This is a genomic window from Methylobacterium sp. P1-11 (genome assembly GCF_008329595.1).
Lineage (GTDB): Bacteria > Pseudomonadota > Alphaproteobacteria > Rhizobiales > Beijerinckiaceae > Methylobacterium.
In genome coordinates, this window is the sequence record NZ_NPKS01000019.1 from 97532 (window position 1) to 116030 (window position 18499).

Below are 18499 nucleotides of genomic sequence, written 5' to 3' on the forward strand. Positions count from 1 at the left end.
CGTCGATTACGATGTCGCGGCACACGGGGCCGTCGGGCTGCGCCTCGTCCCGGGTTCAGTCCATCGCGCACCGCGCCGTCCATGCGGAGCGCGCACCGAGCCAGCCACGCCCGCACGGGACCCGAACGCGCCGGTGCGGATCACGCGCCGGCCCACCGGATCAGGCGCCTGCGCAGCGCAGCGAGCGGGCGCCGAACCCTGCTGGACATGCCGATGGCCATTCGAGGCATGGGCCGCCCGCGTTTGCGCATGGGAATCCGGGATTGCCGCGTTCCCGCCCGGATGCGGCGGAAGGGGTGGGATTCGAACCCACGGTGGAGTTGCCCCCACGGCGGTTTTCAAGACCGCTGCCTTAAACCACTCGGCCACCCTTCCAAGCCGTTGTCCCGCTTGGATAATCCGCCTCAAAGTGCAGACCCGAAAAGCGGCGTTTGCTACCGCTTTGCTACCCAATCATCCGGCGGACCTGTCTATGGCCGCCCGGAGGGCAGCGTCAACCTTCGCGGCCGCGTCCTCCTGCATCCCCGGCAGCACGTGGGAGTAGAGGTCCAGCGTTATCGCGATCGAGGAGTGGCCGAGGCGCTCCTGAGCGATCTTCGGATGGACGCCGTTCACCAGCAGCTGCGTCGCGTGGCTGTGCCGCAGGTCGTGAAAGCGGACCCTGGGCAGCGTCTTGGAGAGCGCCAGGATCCGGACGAACTCGTGCGTGAGACTGTTGGGCTGAACCGGCCGGCCATCGGCCTGGGCGAACACGGGGTCGTCGTCATTAAGGCGCACGCCGAGAGCCAACAGCTCCTCGGCCTGCCGGGATCGATGCCGGCGCAGTTCCTCGACCGCGAAGGACGGGAGGGCGACCCGACGGGATCGGCCGCTCTTGGTGTCCTTCGTTCGAGTGCCGGCCTTAGTCTGCTCGGTGCTCTCGATGATTGCGAGATGGCCGGTGGCGAAGTCGACAGCGCGCCAACGCAGTGCGGTGACCTCGCCTCGCCGCAGTCCACAGAGGACGCCGAGCAGAACCGGCACGAACATCCTGGTCGGTCGGAAGTGCGACAGCAGCGCGGCGGTCTCGTTCGCGTCCAGCGCCCGCATCTTGGTCCGCTCAACCTTCGGCGGGTCCACGGCATCAGCCGGGTTCCGCGCCAAGATGCGCCATTTCACGGCCTGCCTGAGCGCCTGCTTGAGGATCCTGTGCATGTGATGGACAGAGCGCGGGGCCAGTCCTCCGGTGCCGTCGCGTCGGCCGCTCACGAGCGCCTTGGCGTAGGCTGCCGAGATCTGCTCCGGTCGGAGGCTCGTCAGTACGGAGCTGCCGAGCAGCGGCACGATGTTCTTGCGGGCGAGTTCGGCATAGCGCTCGTGGCTACGGGGCGAGATCAACGTCCGCATGTGCTCAAGCCACCGATCAAGGAACGCTGCCACGGTCTCCTTGGCCGGCTCGACGTAGTCCCCTCCCCCAATCGCAGTGATCAGCCGGGCACACTCCTTCTGCGCCTCTCGCTTCGTGCCGGCGAACGAATGCCACTTCCGCTTGCGTTTCCCGGTCTCCGGATCCCGCAGATCCAGGATAATCGCCCACTTGCCGGGCGAGCGCTCACGGATATGGCCCTTCATGATTTCTTCGCTCGCTTCTTTGGTTTGGATCCGAACTCTTTTTCCAACTCAGCCTCAAACGTCGTCCTGTTTTTCTTCGATCTCTCAAATATCGGCAGCAGATTTTCCGGGATTTCTGCCACTCGCTTGAACGGCAAGGTCGCTGTTTCAGCCAGATCGCCTAGGTCATCTTTGAGCCGGCCAATAAGCCGCTCTTCATCACTGGCGGGATTTGTGCGGAAGCCAAGAGGCGCCTCCTTGATCTCACGCAAGAGTAGAGCGGCTCGGAGTCGGCCCTGCTTATTTCCTCCATGATCGAGACCCTTCACAGCCGACGGAACTTCACCTTTCGGGCGTATCATCTCAAGAACGGTGCTCACCGCCTGAACTGCTTGATTGAACAAATATGGATCCTTGGTCCAGTCGGCGTTCGGATCTTCCAGATTTGTGACTGCCTCGATCGAGGAGTGGATCAACTTGAGAATGGCGTAGTCGCGACGACTACCGAAATAATCATTGATCTTATCATCGTCGTAAAAGCTCCGACGCAACCGGTGCTCTACTTCACGAGATAGGCCTTTGCCGTTCTTTACAACCTCCTCATCCAGGCGGCTGCGCAGATCGGATGTGATCCGAACCGATAAGACCGAATTCTGTGAGGCGTACTCGCCTTTGGGCGCCGGCCCACGCTTACCCATGTCGCTCTCCAAAACACGCTTACAGGAGTTTACGCGATGGCTTGCGACGGTCAAGGACCGACAGTAACCTTCTTTCAGTTGTAAGGAGGTATCGTAATGGTTTCTCACCAACCGGGACGCGCTGCAGCGAAGACCATCAGCGTCGAGGAAGCGGGCCGCTGGCTCGGGATCAGCCGCAATTCTGCTTACGAGGCAGTGAAGCGCGGCGAGATCCCGACGATCAAGATCGGCCGTCTGCTACTCGTGCCCGTTGCTCCGTTCGAGCGGATGTTGGGCCTCTCCGTCAACACGAGCGCGGAGGCTGCCTAAGCCATGAAGCAGAAAACCCGCGCACAGCGCGGGCTGCGGCGGGTCTCCAAGAATGTCGGTTTCGCGGTCGACGTTCAGAGAGATACGACAGCCCAGACGCTTAGGCAAGACCTACTGGCTCGCCGCTTTGGATTGACTCCGTCTATGGCGGCCGTCGTCGCTGAGCTGGCTTTTGCCACCAATGACCGTTGGGGGCGCGCATGAGCGGCCCCTGCCTAAACCCCGACGACTTCGAATTCGGCGATCCGAACAAGCTTCGGGCCCACATTGCTGAGCTGATGGCGCTGGTCAGCATGCGCGCCGATATGGTCAGCGACTACGCCGTCCTGCGCGATGATGCTGGCCTCCGGTACACCATGAAGTGCGCGGCGGCCGAATTCCGTGCCGCCCTGAACTTGCTCGGCGATCTGACCGAGCAGACCGAACGCGAGCGCCGCCAGGCCGCGCCTGCTTCTCATCCGCATTCGAATTTGGAGGCGCGCCTATGAGAGCGCAGCACTTCGCCGCCGAGGTCGCGCGCCTTGGCCCGGCCGCTGACGATCACCATCGTAATGACTATGCCAAAGCTAATGGCGCCAACGGCACTACTGGCACAGGGGCAGCTGGTTCCTGGCCGGAGCCTGACCTGAGCCTACTCGGCACCGGTCGGCGATCCCCGCCGGCCTTCCCGCTGCATCTGCTCGGCTCGTGGGCCGGGTGGTGCGAGCGTAAGGCCAAGGGAGCGTCTGCGCCGGTCGACTACGTGGCGGTTGCCCTGCTCGCCAGCGTCGGCGCCACCATCGCCAACGTCCGCTGGCCGCAGGCGGGCACCGCGTGGTCGGAGCCGCCGGTCCTGTGGTGCGCCGAGGTTGGGCCGCCGTCCTCATCCAAGTCGCCGAGCATGGATGCCGCCTTCAACCTCGTGCGGTTCGCCGAGGATCGGATGGCGGACGGCTTCGAGCAGGTTCAGCAGGAGCACGCCACCGCCAAGCAGGCCTGCGAGGCCCGGATCGAGGCCTGGAAGGTCGAGGTCAAAACCGCCGTGAAGACAGGCAATCCGCCCCCCACCGTGCCCGACGACGCCCGAGAACCGCCCGCGCCGGTCCGGCCGCGGATCCGAGTGGCCGACGCCACCGTCGAGGCACTGGGCGCCCTGGCTGCGGGGCTGCCCCGCGGACTCCTGCTGGTCCGTGACGAACTGGCCGGCTGGCTCGGTGCCTTCGATAAGTACGGCGGCGGCGGGTCTGATAGGGCGTTCGCGATCGAGATGTACGGCGGCCGGGCCTACGTCGTCGATCGGATGAAGAACCCGGAGCCGCTGCGCATCCGGCACCTCAGCATCGGTGTGCTGGGCGGCGTGCAGCCCGACAAGCTGGAGATGATCCTTAACGGTCCCGACGATGGGTTGGCCTCTCGACTGCTATGGGCGTGGCCGGAGACCAAGCCGGAATTCCACTTGGCACGCGGCGCGCAGGACGACGGACCGATGCAGCGGGCCTTCGCCCGGCTCACCGACCTGCTGCAGATCCATGACGAGTTCGGGCACCCTGAGCCGGTTCTCGTACCGCTCGCCCGCGAGGCTGAGGATCGGCTGGAGGCTTTCGCCCGTGACATCGTCGAACGCTGTCACGTAGCCAGCGGCCTGCTCGCCGGCACGCTCGGCAAGGCCCGGGGGCACTGCCTGCGTCTGTCCGCAGTACTGGAGTACCTGTGGTGGTGCGGAGGCACTGAGGAGTCGGAGCCGAAGGCGATCTCACCAGAGTCTGTGACCGCTGCGGCCGACCTGCTGAACGCTTACTTCCTGCCGATGGCCGAGCGTGTATTCGGGGACGCCACGATCCCGGTGGCCGAGCGGCGCGGGATGCTCTTGGCACAGCACCTCAGGCAGAACCGACTGGCCGAGTTCAACGCCCGCGAGGTTCGGCGGCAGATTGGCGGCATGCTGCGCGACGCGACGGACATGGAGGCGGCCTGCAAGCAGCTGGTCGAAGCCGGCTTGATCCGCCAGCGGTTCACCCGAGCCGGCGAGGGCAAGGGGCGCAAGGCCCTGAACTACGAAGTCCACCCGGAGGTGCAAACCGACCGCCCTTTTGGCGTCAGCCCCGTTCCTGAAAAGATCTCCCCCCTTGTGCCGACAGTGCCAATGGCGCCGATAGCTCCGATTTCGATGCAAACGGCGCCAACGGCACAAACGGCACAGGGGGGTAAGATATTTTCGGACGCGGCTCCGAATGGGTCAGCCGAGTTGCTGCCATGACGCCCGCCGATCAGCGGGAGGCGCGGCTGACCTCACCACGCGTCTTCGCTGATGAGCGCACCGCCCCGATCGAAAGTGCCCGACCAACCCCTGTCAGGCAGGCGAACCGTGACGCGCGACAGGCCAACGTCATGGCCGTCGCCGGTTGCGAGTTTGGCGTCGACCTGCCCTTGCCGCTTCAGGCGCTTCAAGTCTCTGACGCGCACATCGAGCCGCGCAGCTAACTCGCGGGGATCGACGACCCAATCGCCGTGACGACCTAATGTGAGCCGCATGGAGTAGCCCTCCAACAGCTCGGCAGCAGGTGCTCGGCTGAACCCGAGAATAACACCTCATACGCTCTGCCGCACGCTCCTCCTTAAAGGAGGTTGCCCGCCAATCCCTGCTTCAGATGCCAGCGCTCGTGGCGCCCGCTTCCGCCGCCTGTCTGACGGTGGCTCCGTTCCGAAGCGCCGTAGCTATCTCGGACGACATGGTATCGACGGCGGCAGCACGATCCTGGCCGTGATCGTAGGTGCCGCTCTCGTTAGTTCCTAACCTAGCGCGATAATTGTCCGGAAACCGTCTATCCATACGAGCCTTCAGTATGTCCGTAGCCTCCCGGTAGTCATCGTCAAAATTCCTAGCTCTGACGAACCTATTACCGCCAAGAGCTTCCTTTTCCTGCTCCATATTCTCAGACGCGCTTCTTCGTTTATCGCTGCCGCCAGCGACGAATTGGATGAACCTAGCGATCAGCAAAATGAGAGCGTTCATCGTAATTCCCCATCCGGACTAGGCTTGATCTAATTAAGCCGGCACGTAGCCGGTATCTACAATGACAAGTCTTACTGCGATGACAGCTGCGCTGTTGTCCCTGAATTTGCCAAGTACAGCATCCACGCGACCATAAAGATCATGAACATGAATATCGTAGTGATGATCAACGTTTTCCAACTGGCGGGAGCGTGGGCAACATGGTCGATGGGCATCTGCAATTCCTCGCTCTCGTCAGATGAAAGCGATGGCAGCAACGAAAGGTCCGGTTTCAGCCCGTGCGTGTCGAATGGCCACGGAGAACGCAGGCTTGGATCGGAAGTCTCGGGACAGCGGCCGATGGTAAGCGACGCGACGGAGGACGACGCCGCGCCGCAACGTTCACCCAATGACGATCCGGATTATCAGGGCAGCCACCGCTGAGCCTGCCAGAGCGATCCCAAGCAAGTACGGGCTGGGAAGCTGGTCCGTCGTATCAACGTCCTCACCTCGACGGTGGACGGTCCTATTAGCGGCCTGATTGCTCGCAGAACTGGTGTTCACGTCGGGATAGATACGCGCTTTCATGGCGAACTCCTTTCAGCGAAAAGGCTGATACGGAACTCTCTGACCGTTCACGGCGCAGCTCAGTCTTTAGGCCCCTAAGTGAAAAACGCCCTTCGGGGTGCGACATATTGGCATAAATACTCCAGGCTGGATATAACAAAACACAACAGCTCGTAACTACGGACAACGAAATGGCAGCGAGCGGGATTTAGTCAGATCCCCCCAAACTCTTGCCGCATCGCAGTAAATGCACATAGTTGTCGCTACGCAGTGTTTGAGGCGTAGCCACATCATGACTAACCCACTTCGTCGAGATGCTTTGCTCCGGCTGAAGGTCGAGACCGACCTCGCCCGAGCTGTCGAGACCACAGCCCGCCAGCGCGGCCAGACCATGAGCGAGTACGTCAGACAGAGCGTGCGAGCGCAGTTGAGCCGTCATGGTGTCCGGCTTGATCCTGACGACGGCCCGGCCGGTCCTTCAGCCGCCCTGAGGCGCGCAGCCTGATGGTGTCCGATCCCGTCTTCGGCCTCGCGCAGCACCTTGTGCTCGACGCCGCGCGGCGGTCGCCCAACCTCGTCGCCTATCTCCTGACGAAGAGCCACGACCTGCCAGACGAGCCAGGAGCGGCAGCGATGGCCCTACAGGGGCGCTGGCCTGATCTGACCGAGGAGGACCGACGCGCCGGCTTCGCGGCCGCCTGCGGCGTCCTCAACGCCATCAGCCGGGAATGCATCGAAAGCGTCGAACGCCTCGACCTGCTGTCTGGTGAAACGGGACGGGGCTGAGAGGTGGGACCCAACCGGGCTCTCCGCATGGAGGGTGTCCTGATGCGAGTTCTCGGGTCCTGGGGTTCTACGCCCACCCCCGAGGGTCGGCACTAGTCCAGCTTCTGTCTAGGTTCAGGCGCTGAAAACGACTTAACCCTTCACAATCGGTGGCCGACTCATGGCAATCACAACTAAGGCTGCACTTGCTGCCGAACTGAAGATTTCTAAGGCGCGCGTCAGCCAATACGTGAAGGCTGGCCTGCCAGTACGCTCGGACGGCAAACTGAACCGCGAGGAAGCTCTTAACTGGATCAACCGGACTCAGTTAAGCCAGACCTACGAAGACAAGGGCGTGGTGCGGGCACGCAAACTGGCTGCGGATCGGCCACGCCTGATGCGGAATGCCTTTCTGGTCGACGGCTACGAGCCCGAGGTGGCGATCGCGCGCAGCATCATCGGGCGGGCGGAAACCATCGTGGCGCGGAGTGCTGTTGAGGCTGGCGCCCCGATAGAACTCGCCTACGCCCTCAGCGTCCTGGTCGCGAACGGTCTCGACGAAGCGGCGGCACAGGCTCTCGGGGCCCGTGGGTTCGAGGGCTTCTCCCAGGGCTTCACCGTAGGCGAGCTGTGCGGCACGGCGGACTTCCCGGGCCCTGACTGGACCGCCCTGGCCCGGCAGATCGGATCCGCCTTCGATGAAGCCGCCTGCGAGACGTTCCTCGCCAAGGTCGAGGCCAGGGATGCCGCCAGCGAGAAGGCAACGGCATGACCGAACATCCCGCATCCCGCTACGTCGAGGTCGTCAGCCTCAGGGCTGAGCCCAGCTTTGTCGTCCTGAAAGCCCAGAAGCGGCAGATGGAGGACGCACCCGAGCCGGGCTTTGTCCTTGATCCCAACACCGGCAAGGCTCGCCGAGCCTGGCAGCCGCGCCGTCGCGCATGGCTGGAGTTTCCGCGTTGATGGAGGTGCGGTCGCACCCTTCCTTCGCGGATCCGGTCCTGGCCGACCTGATCGAGCGCGCCCGCGCGGCTCAAAGTGTTGCCGAGGCAGCGCAGTCGGCAGTCTGGGCTTACATCACCGAATGCCAGCAGGGTGCCGGTGCGGCCGTCGAGCCGGATCACTGGCCATTGAGCGCCGACCATCCCGACCTACTGACCGTCGCCCAGGCCGCGGCGCGTGCCGGCCGCCACGTCGACACCATAGGTCGGTGGTGCCGGGAGCGCGACGTCGGCAAGATGTACGGTAAACGCTGGCGAGTGTCGCTCCGCCGGCTGAATAGCCTTCTAGCTTGAGGTCCGAACTCAATCGACGTGACCGCACTAAGATCCGAACAGGATGGCGAATGGAGCAATAAACAAAGATTTAGCAGCACACTAATGCTATCTATCCCGATTTTACAAAATATTTCTCATGATTTTCCTGGATTTATCTCCTTAGACTTTGGTCTATACAACAAGTCATCCAACTCTTTCTCGGCATCGCGTAGCATTTTAATAAAATATTCCCTTTGCTTATAGCCAATATTAGCCGATCTCCAATGGATCAAAGAAATTGCCTCCTTGTATCTGGCAATATTATTCACAAGTAAAAACTTTTTCATTTCAGGGCCGGGGTCGATGAATTTAGTCATAGAACCCTCCAACAATAAGCCTGAGGAATGATAAATGCTTCAGAAATTAACCCTGCTCTTATCGGCGCCCCATGTCCAATTAATTGATGGAAAAACCTCCCGGCTCCGCTCATCTGGTCTCGCAGTTCTTGAACGAGCATCGCTCGATCCGCACGCGATCCGCGGCTCGCCCGATCATATTCATAGTGTCCCCAGGTCAGCCTAAGCGCTGCTTGAGGCTTCCAAATCCGGTTCCGGCCGAAGCGCTAAAGGACGCTCCATACTCCAAGCCGACGTTAAAGGACGGTCGCCATTTGCCCGCTTTTGGGAAGCTCTAGCGATCTTCGAGATGACCGACATGGATCGAAAGCAGCGGTTGCGCAACCGCGCTGATTGAGTTCAGATCTTAATTTCTCAGATATTTCTTCGTCCGTACCGTAAATGCCGTGAATGCGGCGTTGTGCATGCCGTGTTGCTTTGTTCGAGTAGCATTCTCGAAAGCGGAGCGTCCTTTTGACGGCTCTGCGGCTCGGTCGAACAACGGGAACAGTGCCTCCGGGCTCCGCAGCCATAGTATCGGCCGGCCAAGGCACTGAAGAGCCGCACACGGTTCACGACAGGTGGAGCGCATGGCGCTGATGAAACGGAAGAGCAAAGAGGCCGCCGGCAGCGCGGCCGATGCCGCTGACCTCGAACGACTGCGGCGTGACCTCGATGCCGCCGAGGCTGAACGTGTCGATGCCGTCCGGGCCCGGCAGGACCTGGAGGAGCGCCGCGATGACGTTCTGGCCTCCGAGGACGTGGCCCAGCTGGAGGCGCACGAGATCGCCGTGGCCGCTGTCGAGCGCCGAGTGGCCGTCGCTGAGATCCGCTGCACGCGGCTGGCCGGCGAGATCGAGACGGCCGAGGCCGAGGCCGAGCAGGCGCGCCGCCGCGCTGCCTACGCCCAGGCTCAGGAGGCGCTGGCCGAAGGGCGTCGTGTCTTGGAGCAGGAGTACCTGCCGGCTGCGATGGCGCTGGTCGAGATCCTGAACCGAGCGAGAACCCTTCGTGCTGCGATTGCTGCGGCGAACGAAGTTCTGCCGGACGGTTCCGATCCGCTCCCGACCATGCTGGAGCCCGTCTTCAACGGTCAGCACTATCCGGAGGTGAGGGGCCTGACGAAGGAGGAGGTCTACTTCGTCAACCGGAAGACCGGCCTGAGGGCTGGTCCCTTTGATTGCCCAGAGCTGCACTCGGAGAGCCATAAGTGGGAGCGGCGCACCCGCACCATTGATCTGCCGCTCCCGCTGCACCCGGCGGTCGAGCACCGATCCGTGCTCGAATACGTCAACCTTCCCGGCATCACCGGCCCCGACAGCTACCTGTGGTCAGCCCCGTTCTGGGGCCGGCCGCGCTTCAGCAATTCCGATCGCACCGAGGAGCAGCGTCGTGTTCTCTGAAAAAGCATTCCAGGCTTGGCAGGCTCGCCGCGGTGAGGTCGATGAACGCGAGCGCCAGCGCATCCGTGCCGACATCGAGGCCGAGGTGGATGCCGCGCACGAGCAGATCCGTCGTCAGCGTGAGGTCGAGCTGACCCGGGAGCGGTTCGTCCATGCACACCGGCACGCCACCGCCATCCGGCAGTTGGGCCAGCCTCAGCCTGGCCTGACCGAGGCGCAGAAGCGCGAGCGTCATGCCGAGATCCGCCGCGGTGTCGAGCGTGACGTCGCAGCCTTCGAGGCAGAGCGCCAGCAGCTCGGCGCAGCCCTCGGCCGCCGGTGACTTTACGTCAATCTGACGCAAAGCCCCAAAACCTTTCCCTTCTCCCCGGGGTGCATGCGGTTCACCGGGTCGAGGGACGGCCGCGCCAGTAGATAGGACCTGCTGGCGCGGCCAACCCTGCCATTTTGAGGAGCCCTGACCGACATGCCCAAGCCGCAGGAAGTTGCCTCCATCAAGGTGAACGGCAAAAACTACCTGAACTGGCAGACGGTGTCGGTCACCAGGAGCGGCGTCGAGCTGTTCCCGAAGTTCGCCTTCACGGCAGCCGCGCCGGCCGAGAGCGCCCCTGACTTCGCCTCCATGAAGCTTGGGATCGGCGATCCGTGCGAGGTGATCCTCGGCGGGCGGCAGGCCGTCTCCGAGGGGCGCATCACTGGTCGGCAGCCAGCCTACGATGCCCGGGAGCACGGCCTGCAGATCACGGGCACGACCCGCTCGCAGGTGATCGCCCGGTCGGTAGTCAATCACGAACAGGGTGAGTTCAAGAACTACAGCCTCAGTCAGATCGCGAACTCGGTGCTCAAACCCTACGGCATCAAGTTCAGCCTGAAGGGCGACACGACCGATGTGGACAAGGCCTTTCCGAAGGTCAACGTCCAGGCCGGCGAGAGCGTGTTCGCCTTCATCGAGCGCCTGTGCCGGTTCCGGAACATCTACCTGCTGCCCGGCCAGGGTGCCGACATCGTCGGCTACCGGCTGAAGCCCAAGGCAGGTGCCATCGCCGAGCTGGAGGAAGGCAGGAACATCCTCTCGGCGAACGCGAGTTTCAACTACGAGGACGCCTTCTCCGAGATCCAGTCGATTGGCCAGCAGCCCGGCAGCGACGACCACTTCGGCGACGCGTCCCGGGACGTGACCGCCACGGTGAAGAACTCAGCCGTCACCGAGCACGCACCCTTCCACCTGATCGCCGAGATGCCGGGCGACCAGGCCGACATGCGGATGCGGGCCCAGCACGAAAACGGCTTCAACCTCGCCAACCAGATCAACGTGAACGTCAAGGTCCAGGGTTGGTTCAAGGACCAGAACACTCTCTGGCTTGAGCACATCGGCGATGTCGTGTCGGTCTACTCGCCGATGCTGTTCACCAAGGACCGCATGTCGCTGGCGATCCAGGCCGTGACCTCTTCGCAGGGGCCACAGGGCACCACCACCGACATCAACCTCGTCTTGCCGGAAGCCTACAACGGCGGCGACCAGACCCAGTCCAGCGGGGCTCAGGGCTCCGGCGGCACGCCAACGGGGCTCTACACCTGAGCGCCCTCACAGACATAGGAGGCCGTCATGGCCGATGAGACCCTGCGGATGCAGGCCGAGGTGGTCGACCGGTTCTCCGGGCCGTTGAAGAGCCTGCGGGCGCAGCTGCTCGATGTCTCCCGACAGGGAGCCAGCCACGGCGAGACCCTAGCCAAGGGCATGGGGAAGGCCGAGGCTGCGATCCAGTCCACGGCGCGCTCGGCCACGACGGTGCTGAACCCTGCGCTGGCGACAGTCGGCGTCACGGGCCTGACCGCGGGTGCGGCGGTGGCCGGTGTGGCGATGTCGCTGAGCAAGCTCTCCAGCAACCTGTCGAACCTGGGGGCACTCAGCCGGGAGACCGGCGTGGCGGCCGGAACGCTGCAGACCTTCGGCGCCGTCGCCCGCAAGTTCGGCCTTGAGCAGGATGCTGTAGCGGCGGGCACCAAGACGTTTGCCGGGAACATGCGCGAGTTCTCCCGCGGCATCGGCGACACCTACCAGTGGATCAACCGGCAGGGCACGGACGCGGCCGGGCATAAAGCCTTTCAGGACTTCGCCAAGGACATCCGTGGCACCTCGGACGAGGGTGAGAAGCTCCGCAAGAGCCTCACCTTCATGGAAAGTATTCGAAATCCCGTCGAAAGGGGAATTTTCGCCCAGCACGTGTTCGGCAACGCCGACTTCGGCCGGCTCGCGGATGGGCACCTCGGCAAGCTGGCCGACGTGTGGAACGCGCAGAAGGAACGCCTAGGACCGCTCGACCCGAAGGCGATCCTCCAGGCTGAGAAGTTCGAGCAGGCCATCGCCGACCTTCGCACCTCGATGCAGACGATCGGCACGACCATCGCCCGCGAGGTGCTGCCGTTCGCGTCCGAGTTCACCCAGTGGATCGACGGCATCGCCAAGGATCAGCGCGGCGACTTCGTGAAGGGTCTGCGCGGCGGCCTGCAGGACATCTCACACGAGCTGAGGGCGATCGACTGGAAGGGTGCCGGCGACTCCGCGAAGGAAATGCTGTTGGCGACCACCGCGCTTGTGAAGCCGCTGGCCGACGACATCAAGGAGATCGCGGCGGCCATCGCCAGCTTCAACAATGGCAAGGTGATTGAGGGCCTGCGCCACCTCGACGGTGGCCACGGCCCGCTCGCCCGCCGCCTCGCTCCTCTGCCCGGCGATGAGAAGTTTGCCCGCGAAGAAGCCGTCGGCGCCCTCCGCGGCAAGATCGGCACGGCACAGGAGCAGGCCGTTCTGCAGGCTGATCTGCTCAAGGAGCTGGACGAGCGCGGTGACAAGGACGGCGCCAAGCGCCTGCGGGAGGCGATGGAGGCGAATTCCCGGCACCTGAAAGAGCTGGAGAGCACGCTCCAGAAGCTGCTCGATCAGGGCGCCACAGCTCAGAAATCGTCTCTGGACGGCGACGGGCTGTTTGGCGGCGCGCGGGTACAGACCGCGGCCTTTGGTGGTGGTGGCGGCTTCCGGAGGCTTCAGGGGCTCGGTGGTGGTGCCAGCCTGCCGGGTGGCGGTTCAGGCCCAGGCTACCGAGGCGAGGCTGGTCCGGCCGGGCCTGGGGCTGGCCGGTTCAACGGCCTCGGTAGCGGCACGCCGCGGTTGCCGAGCATCGGTGGCGGCAGCGAGCCTCCGACCGGATACACCGGCAACGATGGCCGCCGCGCTTCCCGCAGCCGCATGTCGGCAGGCGGGGCGGCCAACGTAGCCTCATGGATGGAGTTCTTCCGCCGTCCGGTTGATCAGGGCGGCATGGGCTACACGGAGGAGCAGGCCCGCGGTCAGATCGCCATGATGCAGAGCGAGTCGGGGCTGAACCTCGATCCGGCTGCCAAAGGCGACAAGGATGCCCGCGGGGTGCCGCACGCTTTCGGTACGGTTCAGTGGAGCGATGCCAAGGGCAACGACCGGTTTCCCCGTCTCCGGGCGCTTGGAGCCGAGATGGGTAAGGACTGGACGGACCGCGGCGTTCAGCAGGAGATGTACCGCCGCGAGATGATGGGTCGGTACCGTGGCGCCTATAATCGCATCCGCGGCGCGCAGACTGGTGAGCAGTCGCTATGGGCGGGTATCCAGAGCTACGAGAACCCGCGCGCCCACAGCCTCGCCTATGCGATCCGCAAGCCCTTCTTGGATCGCCTCCGTAGACAGAACGCCGAAGCGCCGCCTGCGCGGATGCCGAGCCTCGCTGGCGACGGTGATTTCCTGCCGAACGGCGCGCCGCGGGTCCTCAAGCCCAACAGCATGAAGGACGCGCCCGGCGTGACGATGGAGGAGGCCAACCGCCTTCGTAGCGGCCGCGCGGACGGCGAGGGCTGGGCGGCCCGAGAAAAGGCCAGGAAGGCGTTCGAGGCGATGCGGCAGGACGAGGGCCGGCTCGACGCCTCAGCCGGCAGGGCTGGCATCGTGGCCACGCCGAAGGTCGAGAACAACGGCTCCGTGGTGGTCAACGTTCACAAAGCCGGTGCGGACGCTCGGGTCACGACCTCAACCGCCGGCAACCTCTTCCGCGACGTGGTGCAGAACCATGGGCGGCAGATGGCGAAGGCTGATTGAGCCGTCAGGAAGCCTGATCTGTCATCGCGGCAGGCTCACATTCGGAAACGGCGCTGCTACCATCCGGCCTGTCACTCGGCAGAACGCACCGGGTGTCTCCACCTTTAGCCCGCCCGGTTCGCCGGTGCGGGCTTTTCCGTGCCGAGCCGCAATCCAATTGCGAGTGGGCCCTACTCGACGCCCCGGTTCGGCTCGGCCGTTAATCGAACGTCGCCGCTGTTTGGCACCTCGAAGCGCCTCAGGCGTGCCTTCAAGTGCTGTTAACTTTGAATAACACTACCAAGGATCGATCACGCCCGACAGGATATAACCTACTGGTTGCAGCGCTCGGAGTTTCCGATGAACATGGTGGAAATCCTCGCCTTCTCTTTGCTTTCCGCCGGCTTGATCCGGGCCGCCATAGCGTTCAGTCGCTGAAAAGCCGATCAGAACCCTCGCCAGCGCTCAACCACTGCGATTGCAGCAGGCTATTTCAATGGCGGTTATACCGTTCGCACATACGACGGACCGAGCCTTCGCCGCAGTTGGAGTCTGGCCTATGCAGAGTCAGCAATCCATGCAAGACTGGATGATCGCCGGGTGAACCCTTTCAGGCTCCGGTGACTGAGCGACAAGTGCGCTGGCCTGCATTGGACAGGCGCAACCATGGACCGGATCCCGTCTTCTGACGTGCGCGAGGCTCGTCGCACCGAAAATGGACTGAAAGTGGTGCCATTTCGCGATTTGGCATCTTTGGTCGAAATCAAACTCAGCAAAGCAGATAAGCTGAGCGAATTACGGGATCAGCTTTTGACCCGTCGTCGAAGCATCGTCACGGCTGCTGCCGAAATGAGCACTACTCCGTCTCATAGCGCCATCCGGCAGATTGCTGAGATACAGATCGCTATCGCAGCAATTGAGTCCGTACAGGACGAGGATACCTTGCCGTAAGTCGGTATGCGAGGCTAGATCACTGCCCGTTGGCCGGGGGCGGCTTCGCCTTTGCAATTTTCTTCAACGCCGCATCGAACTCAGCTTCATCCTCGCTGGCACCAGCTTCACGCGCGGCTTCGATGAACTGGCGGCGCTGTTCGTCAGGCGTCAGCGTCTCGGCGCCGAGCTTCGTGGGCTTAGGTTTGCCCGGTTTTGAACTTGTCATGATATCGGCCACGCCTTAACCGCGAGACTTGCAAGAATTTCTTGCCGTCTTTCAATTGCGTCAAAATCCCAAATATCCTCGTCCGCAACCATGTTCGTTATCTCATACGGCGCGTCTGAAAGAGACGGCCGCTTATCTCAGCCATAGCCACCTCGTAGTGCAAACCACACTACCACACGGCCTAACGCGCCGTATGTAGTGCAATCTGCACTACTTGGAGCAGCGGATTGTCAGGCCAAGCGATAGGTTAGCCGCTGACCAACCGCGCCCCTGAGCGCTCGCTCTGCACGCTCCGCATCGTTCACGCCGAGCTTCACACGGTTGTTGTACCGGAAGTCGAACTCCGCGAGGTAGCGGTGCGGGCGCCGATCATCGAAGCGCCACCCGGCAGATCGCTAACTACTCGCCACTACCCCGCCGGCATGTCCACCCTCCCGCCCGCCGTTGCCTCTAGGCGCGACCAGATCGAGCGCCTGTCCGAGCACGCCGTACCCCGGTCCCCTCGCCGTTCTCGTCGACGAAGATGATGCCGGCGGCTTCTGGGGCGCTCACCGCAGCAGCCTGACCGTCATGCTTGCACTGGTGATGAACGCGGCCGCCCCGAAAGCCGCGACGCTGAACCACCACAGCACGCGGTCGTACACGGTGGGTTTGTGGTGGCCGATGAACGGATCCTCGATCCACTCAATCGGCCGGTTGGAGTCGCTAAGCAGCAGCCGGTTGAGGCTTTCGGGTAATGGGCGCACTGACCGGTTGGGGACGTTCCGATCCTGGGCCATGCTCTCCCCTTTCTGCGAGCACGGCGCCTGCAGCGCCTCCTGCACGAGCCGGGGTTCGGGTCAGACAGGACTGGCGAGGACATAGTCGATTATAGCGGCGAATGTGTAGGGCTCGCTCGACAGGTATCCGCTCCCTGCGCCGGGCATCACGTCAAAGGCACGTTGCCCTACCTGCCCAGCCGCACGCATCGCTTCACTGGGTTCCCGCAGCTCTTTCAAGACTGCGCGGACGATGGCTTCGGCATCTTCACGGCCGGCCAGCGGTGGTCGGCGCTCGCAAGCATCGAAGGCTGCTGCACATAGACGCTTCATATCTGAGTTCATCACCGAACGCCTTTGCCATGGCCGCTCCGCCTTTGGAGCTATCTCTACGTGCGGCGGACGACTTCAGGAGCGGTACCGCGCGGCCTCAAGGCCCTCCAGCGGCACGCCGGTCCTGAACCGATCGTATTTGCGGCCGAGCATGTCGAGCGCGGGACCCGTTGAAACCAAGGCAAGCGGGCGATCAACCTCGCTGGCAACGCGGAACGATTGATCGCGGAAGGCAGAGTCTGGTTCGGGATCGCCCATAGCTCACCTGGGGCGATTTTGCCTTCAACGCATCGCCCAAGCAGCAGCGGTCATTGTAACTGTAATCTATAAGCAATGCTCAGAGTTCTTCATCAGAGCTCGGGACATACATCTTCCGAAGATCCTCTGGCCCTATGATCCGATCTCCAACTCTGATCCATGGCAGGTGCTCATCTGACCGGGGCATATGCATTGCGCTGCGAAATGCTTCGTCGAAATGAGGCCATGTATCCGGCCCGTGTGTGAGGTCAGCCGGCCGGGCCCGAAACATTTGCGTGGTCGCAACGGCTCCTTCTTCAAGCCAAATCAAGGTAGCCGGAATGTCCTGATCAATGTGAGTGCTCATAGCGCCCTCCTGTTCGGCTCGAAGTATACGCCTGCGAGAGTGAGTTAGCGAGCGAATACGGACGCGGTGTAGGTCCGCGCACGTTCGTAGTCGGATGCCGACCCAGGCCGCTATCGGATCGGCGGCTCGGCCATCTCCAGCGGCCTCACTTCAGATAGCCCTTCGCCTTCAGGTGCTCGGTGAGGAGCTTCTCGACCAGGGAGGTGAGCGAGCGCTGATCCTCCTTGGCGGCCATTTCGGCTGCCTCCTTCAAGGCCGGATCGATGCGCAAATTGACCTGCGCCGTCTTTTTTCTCTGCTGCATGTATAGACAGTGTCTTGACGCCGGCTGTGTATAGACACTATACAGGCAGCGGCTTGCAGCAGCAAGCGGCCCGACAAGGTGCTTGGAACACCAAGTCGGGCCTCACCACGAACTGAAGGCCTGGTTCAGACATGGCTACCCACGCCCATAGCACACGCACGCCCTTATTACGCCCGTCCGACAAAGAGGGCCTGAGCAGATTTGCTCAGGCTGACCGCAGCCTGCAGCCGTTATTAGGCCTGGGCCTCGGCCGGCAGCCGGTCCCTGCAATCATAGCCAGCGGTGGCCCCGTGTCCCGCGCAGTCCAGGCCGGACGCGGCGAGACCTTGCAGGCCCGGCGTCGCGACCTTCGCACGCTCGTGGCCGCCGTGCTCTCCACCAATGGAGGCCGGGCATGAGTGAGCGCAACCCGGCACTAACATTCATCCTCGCGATGGAGGATCATATCGCGACCGTGGCGCGGATCGGGCAACTGCTCCTGTACCTCGGCGAGCGAGACGGTGAGATCACGGCGGACGCGCTCACCGTGCCTGCCCGTCTGCTGCTGGACCATAGCCACGACCTCAAGCTGCATTTCGCCGATGCGCTCGACGCAGCAAGGGGGGCACAGTCATGAGCAGCCGCACGTCCCGTCGCGCCGCGCTCGGCGCTATCCTCGCGGCTCCGCTGGCCTCTGTGCCGGTAATCGCTGCTCAATCCGTCCTGCCGGACCATGAGGCCCGGCTTCTCGCCATCGGTCCGCAACTCGTCGCGCTCTTGGACGAGTACGACCGCCTCAAGCCGCAATGGGTCGAAGCCTACGAGGCTTGGTCGAAGGCAAGACAGCACTTCGCCATTCCTCAGTGGCCGGAGGCAGAGAAGTTGCCTGAGTGGCAGGCCTATTGTCTCGCCCGCGTCCCGGCGGACGCCGTGAACGACCGTATCGAGGAGCTTTACAGCCCCTGTGATGCGGAGCCTTGCAACACGCTTCCGGCGATCATGCTGCGCTTTCGCTACGCAATGACGTTCGAGGAGTGGATTGACGAGGCGATGGCCGACTTGCGCGAGTACATGCGGAGGCATCCGCTATGCGCCTGATCTACGCCTTCCTCGCGGTCCGGATGCTCCGGCTCGCCCGCTTCGACCTGTTCCGGCACGAGTTGCTGATGGCTGATGCGGATGCGGCTCTCGCCCGATCCCGGCAGCGGGTGCGTCAGGCCGAAGCCCTGGCAGCTCGGGCGGATCTGCCGTCGCTGGCAGCGATGCGGTGAGACGTTGCCGCAAATTTGCGGTGACGCAGGCGCAA

The 18499-nt window shown here is 63.2% G+C and carries 26 protein-coding genes, 1 tRNA gene and 1 pseudogene; 16 read left to right on the forward strand and 12 right to left on the reverse strand.

The features are described from left to right. Window positions 1-288: 288 nt before the first annotated feature. The 3 genes from CIW48_RS19720 to CIW48_RS19730 form a co-directional block, all read right to left on the reverse strand. Window positions 289-375, reverse strand: a tRNA-Ser gene (locus CIW48_RS19720). A 78-nt stretch (window positions 376-453) separates the two neighbouring features. Next, a complete protein-coding gene (locus CIW48_RS19725) occupies window positions 454-1611 on the reverse strand; it encodes a tyrosine-type recombinase/integrase (RefSeq protein WP_149312281.1) in 1158 nt (385 codons plus the stop codon). Next, window positions 1608-2288 carry a hypothetical protein gene (locus tag CIW48_RS19730; RefSeq protein WP_149312282.1) on the reverse strand — a complete coding sequence of 227 codons (681 nt, stop codon included), beginning with the start codon at window positions 2286-2288 and terminating at the stop codon, window positions 1608-1610. Before CIW48_RS19730 ends, CIW48_RS19725 begins: the two co-directional genes overlap by 4 nt. A gap of 96 nt (window positions 2289-2384) precedes the next feature. Here CIW48_RS19730 and CIW48_RS19735 point away from each other — a divergent pair, with 96 nt between their 5' ends. The 3 genes from CIW48_RS19735 to CIW48_RS19745 all read left to right on the forward strand — a co-directional run bounded on the left by CIW48_RS19735 (window position 2385) and on the right by CIW48_RS19745 (window position 4833). Next, the gene (locus tag CIW48_RS19735) at window positions 2385-2597 is read left to right on the forward strand and encodes a helix-turn-helix domain-containing protein (RefSeq protein WP_149312283.1); all 213 of its coding nucleotides are present in this window, start codon (window positions 2385-2387) and stop codon (window positions 2595-2597) included. 200 nt (window positions 2598-2797) lie between these two features. After that, window positions 2798-3085, forward strand: coding sequence for a hypothetical protein (locus tag CIW48_RS19740; protein WP_149312284.1), 288 nt, complete (start codon window positions 2798-2800; stop codon window positions 3083-3085). Then, window positions 3082-4833, forward strand: coding sequence for a DUF3987 domain-containing protein (locus CIW48_RS19745; RefSeq protein WP_149312285.1), 1752 nt, complete (start codon window positions 3082-3084; stop codon window positions 4831-4833). Before CIW48_RS19740 ends, CIW48_RS19745 begins: the two co-directional genes overlap by 4 nt. A 32-nt stretch (window positions 4834-4865) precedes the next feature. Here the strand turns inward: CIW48_RS19745 and CIW48_RS34105 are convergent, their stop codons facing one another. Both CIW48_RS34105 and CIW48_RS19755 read right to left on the reverse strand, forming a co-directional pair. After that, a complete protein-coding gene (locus CIW48_RS34105) occupies window positions 4866-5108 on the reverse strand; it encodes a DUF6522 family protein (protein WP_149312286.1) in 243 nt (80 codons plus the stop codon). Between the two features lie 112 nt (window positions 5109-5220). Continuing rightward, window positions 5221-5589, reverse strand: coding sequence for a hypothetical protein (locus CIW48_RS19755; protein WP_149312287.1), 369 nt, complete (start codon window positions 5587-5589; stop codon window positions 5221-5223). Window positions 5590-5730: 141 nt separating this feature from the next. Here CIW48_RS19755 and CIW48_RS33365 point away from each other — a divergent pair, with 141 nt between their 5' ends. From CIW48_RS33365 to CIW48_RS19780, 5 genes are all read left to right on the forward strand, one after another. After that, window positions 5731-6012 carry a hypothetical protein gene (locus CIW48_RS33365; RefSeq protein WP_173009320.1) on the forward strand — a complete coding sequence of 94 codons (282 nt, stop codon included), beginning with the start codon at window positions 5731-5733 and terminating at the stop codon, window positions 6010-6012. 627 nt (window positions 6013-6639) lie between these two features. Next, on the forward strand, window positions 6640-6921 hold the full coding sequence (locus tag CIW48_RS19765) for a hypothetical protein (RefSeq protein ID WP_149312289.1): 282 nt from the start codon (window positions 6640-6642) through the stop codon (window positions 6919-6921). A gap of 160 nt (window positions 6922-7081) precedes the next feature. After that, window positions 7082-7672, forward strand: coding sequence for a hypothetical protein (locus CIW48_RS19770; RefSeq protein ID WP_149312290.1), 591 nt, complete (start codon window positions 7082-7084; stop codon window positions 7670-7672). After that, complete coding sequence (locus tag CIW48_RS19775) at window positions 7669-7863, forward strand: hypothetical protein (RefSeq protein WP_149312291.1); 195 nt, start codon at window positions 7669-7671, stop codon at window positions 7861-7863. Before CIW48_RS19770 ends, CIW48_RS19775 begins: the two co-directional genes overlap by 4 nt. Then, window positions 7860-8195 (forward strand): helix-turn-helix domain-containing protein, encoded by a 336-nt coding sequence (locus CIW48_RS19780; protein WP_149312292.1) that lies wholly within the window; start codon window positions 7860-7862, stop codon window positions 8193-8195. Before CIW48_RS19775 ends, CIW48_RS19780 begins: the two co-directional genes overlap by 4 nt. A 116-nt stretch (window positions 8196-8311) precedes the next feature. On the opposite strand, the gene CIW48_RS19785 is transcribed toward CIW48_RS19780, so the two are convergent. Next, window positions 8312-8533 (reverse strand): hypothetical protein, encoded by a 222-nt coding sequence (locus CIW48_RS19785; protein WP_149312293.1) that lies wholly within the window; start codon window positions 8531-8533, stop codon window positions 8312-8314. Window positions 8534-9141: 608 nt separating this feature from the next. Between CIW48_RS19785 and CIW48_RS19790 the strand changes: the two genes are divergently transcribed. The 5 genes from CIW48_RS19790 to CIW48_RS19810 all read left to right on the forward strand — a co-directional run bounded on the left by CIW48_RS19790 (window position 9142) and on the right by CIW48_RS19810 (window position 15007). Further along, on the forward strand, window positions 9142-9954 hold the full coding sequence (locus CIW48_RS19790) for a hypothetical protein (RefSeq protein WP_149312294.1): 813 nt from the start codon (window positions 9142-9144) through the stop codon (window positions 9952-9954). Next, complete coding sequence (locus CIW48_RS19795) at window positions 9944-10276, forward strand: hypothetical protein (protein WP_149312295.1); 333 nt, start codon at window positions 9944-9946, stop codon at window positions 10274-10276. The genes CIW48_RS19790 and CIW48_RS19795 overlap by 11 nt, the downstream gene beginning before the upstream one ends. A gap of 144 nt (window positions 10277-10420) precedes the next feature. After that, window positions 10421-11533 (forward strand): phage baseplate assembly protein, encoded by a 1113-nt coding sequence (locus CIW48_RS19800; protein ID WP_149312296.1) that lies wholly within the window; start codon window positions 10421-10423, stop codon window positions 11531-11533. Between the two features lie 27 nt (window positions 11534-11560). After that, the gene (locus CIW48_RS19805; RefSeq protein ID WP_149312297.1) at window positions 11561-14077 is read left to right on the forward strand and encodes a phage tail tip lysozyme; all 2517 of its coding nucleotides are present in this window, start codon (window positions 11561-11563) and stop codon (window positions 14075-14077) included. Between the two features lie 645 nt (window positions 14078-14722). Continuing rightward, on the forward strand, window positions 14723-15007 hold the full coding sequence (locus CIW48_RS19810) for a hypothetical protein (protein ID WP_149312298.1): 285 nt from the start codon (window positions 14723-14725) through the stop codon (window positions 15005-15007). 19 nt (window positions 15008-15026) lie between these two features. Here the strand turns inward: CIW48_RS19810 and CIW48_RS19815 are convergent, their stop codons facing one another. The 6 genes and pseudogenes from CIW48_RS19815 to CIW48_RS19845 form a co-directional block, all read right to left on the reverse strand. Beyond that, window positions 15027-15227, reverse strand: coding sequence for a hypothetical protein (locus CIW48_RS19815; RefSeq protein ID WP_246695334.1), 201 nt, complete (start codon window positions 15225-15227; stop codon window positions 15027-15029). 218 nt (window positions 15228-15445) lie between these two features. Continuing rightward, window positions 15446-15574, reverse strand: a pseudogene (locus CIW48_RS19825) (IS1595 family transposase); the annotation flags it as partial. 189 nt (window positions 15575-15763) lie between these two features. Then, window positions 15764-16039 (reverse strand): hypothetical protein, encoded by a 276-nt coding sequence (locus tag CIW48_RS19830; protein ID WP_149312299.1) that lies wholly within the window; start codon window positions 16037-16039, stop codon window positions 15764-15766. A gap of 15 nt (window positions 16040-16054) precedes the next feature. Then, a complete protein-coding gene (locus CIW48_RS19835; RefSeq protein ID WP_139174132.1) occupies window positions 16055-16318 on the reverse strand; it encodes a hypothetical protein in 264 nt (87 codons plus the stop codon). Between the two features lie 63 nt (window positions 16319-16381). Next, window positions 16382-16564: a hypothetical protein gene (locus CIW48_RS19840; RefSeq protein ID WP_149312300.1), complete on the reverse strand. Its 183-nt coding sequence runs from the start codon at window positions 16562-16564 to the stop codon at window positions 16382-16384. Between the two features lie 491 nt (window positions 16565-17055). Next, the gene (locus CIW48_RS19845) at window positions 17056-17214 is read right to left on the reverse strand and encodes a toxin-antitoxin system HicB family antitoxin (RefSeq protein ID WP_149312301.1); all 159 of its coding nucleotides are present in this window, start codon (window positions 17212-17214) and stop codon (window positions 17056-17058) included. A gap of 394 nt (window positions 17215-17608) precedes the next feature. Between CIW48_RS19845 and CIW48_RS19850 the strand changes: the two genes are divergently transcribed. The 3 genes from CIW48_RS19850 to CIW48_RS19860 are packed head-to-tail and all read left to right on the forward strand — an operon-like array spanning window position 17609 to window position 18464. Continuing rightward, a complete protein-coding gene (locus tag CIW48_RS19850; protein ID WP_149312302.1) occupies window positions 17609-17830 on the forward strand; it encodes a hypothetical protein in 222 nt (73 codons plus the stop codon). After that, entirely contained in the window at window positions 17827-18291 is a 465-nt protein-coding gene (locus CIW48_RS19855) for a hypothetical protein (protein WP_149312303.1), read from the forward strand. The genes CIW48_RS19850 and CIW48_RS19855 overlap by 4 nt, the downstream gene beginning before the upstream one ends. After that, window positions 18282-18464: a hypothetical protein gene (locus CIW48_RS19860; RefSeq protein WP_149312304.1), complete on the forward strand. Its 183-nt coding sequence runs from the start codon at window positions 18282-18284 to the stop codon at window positions 18462-18464. Before CIW48_RS19855 ends, CIW48_RS19860 begins: the two co-directional genes overlap by 10 nt. Window positions 18465-18499 lie beyond the last annotated feature (35 nt).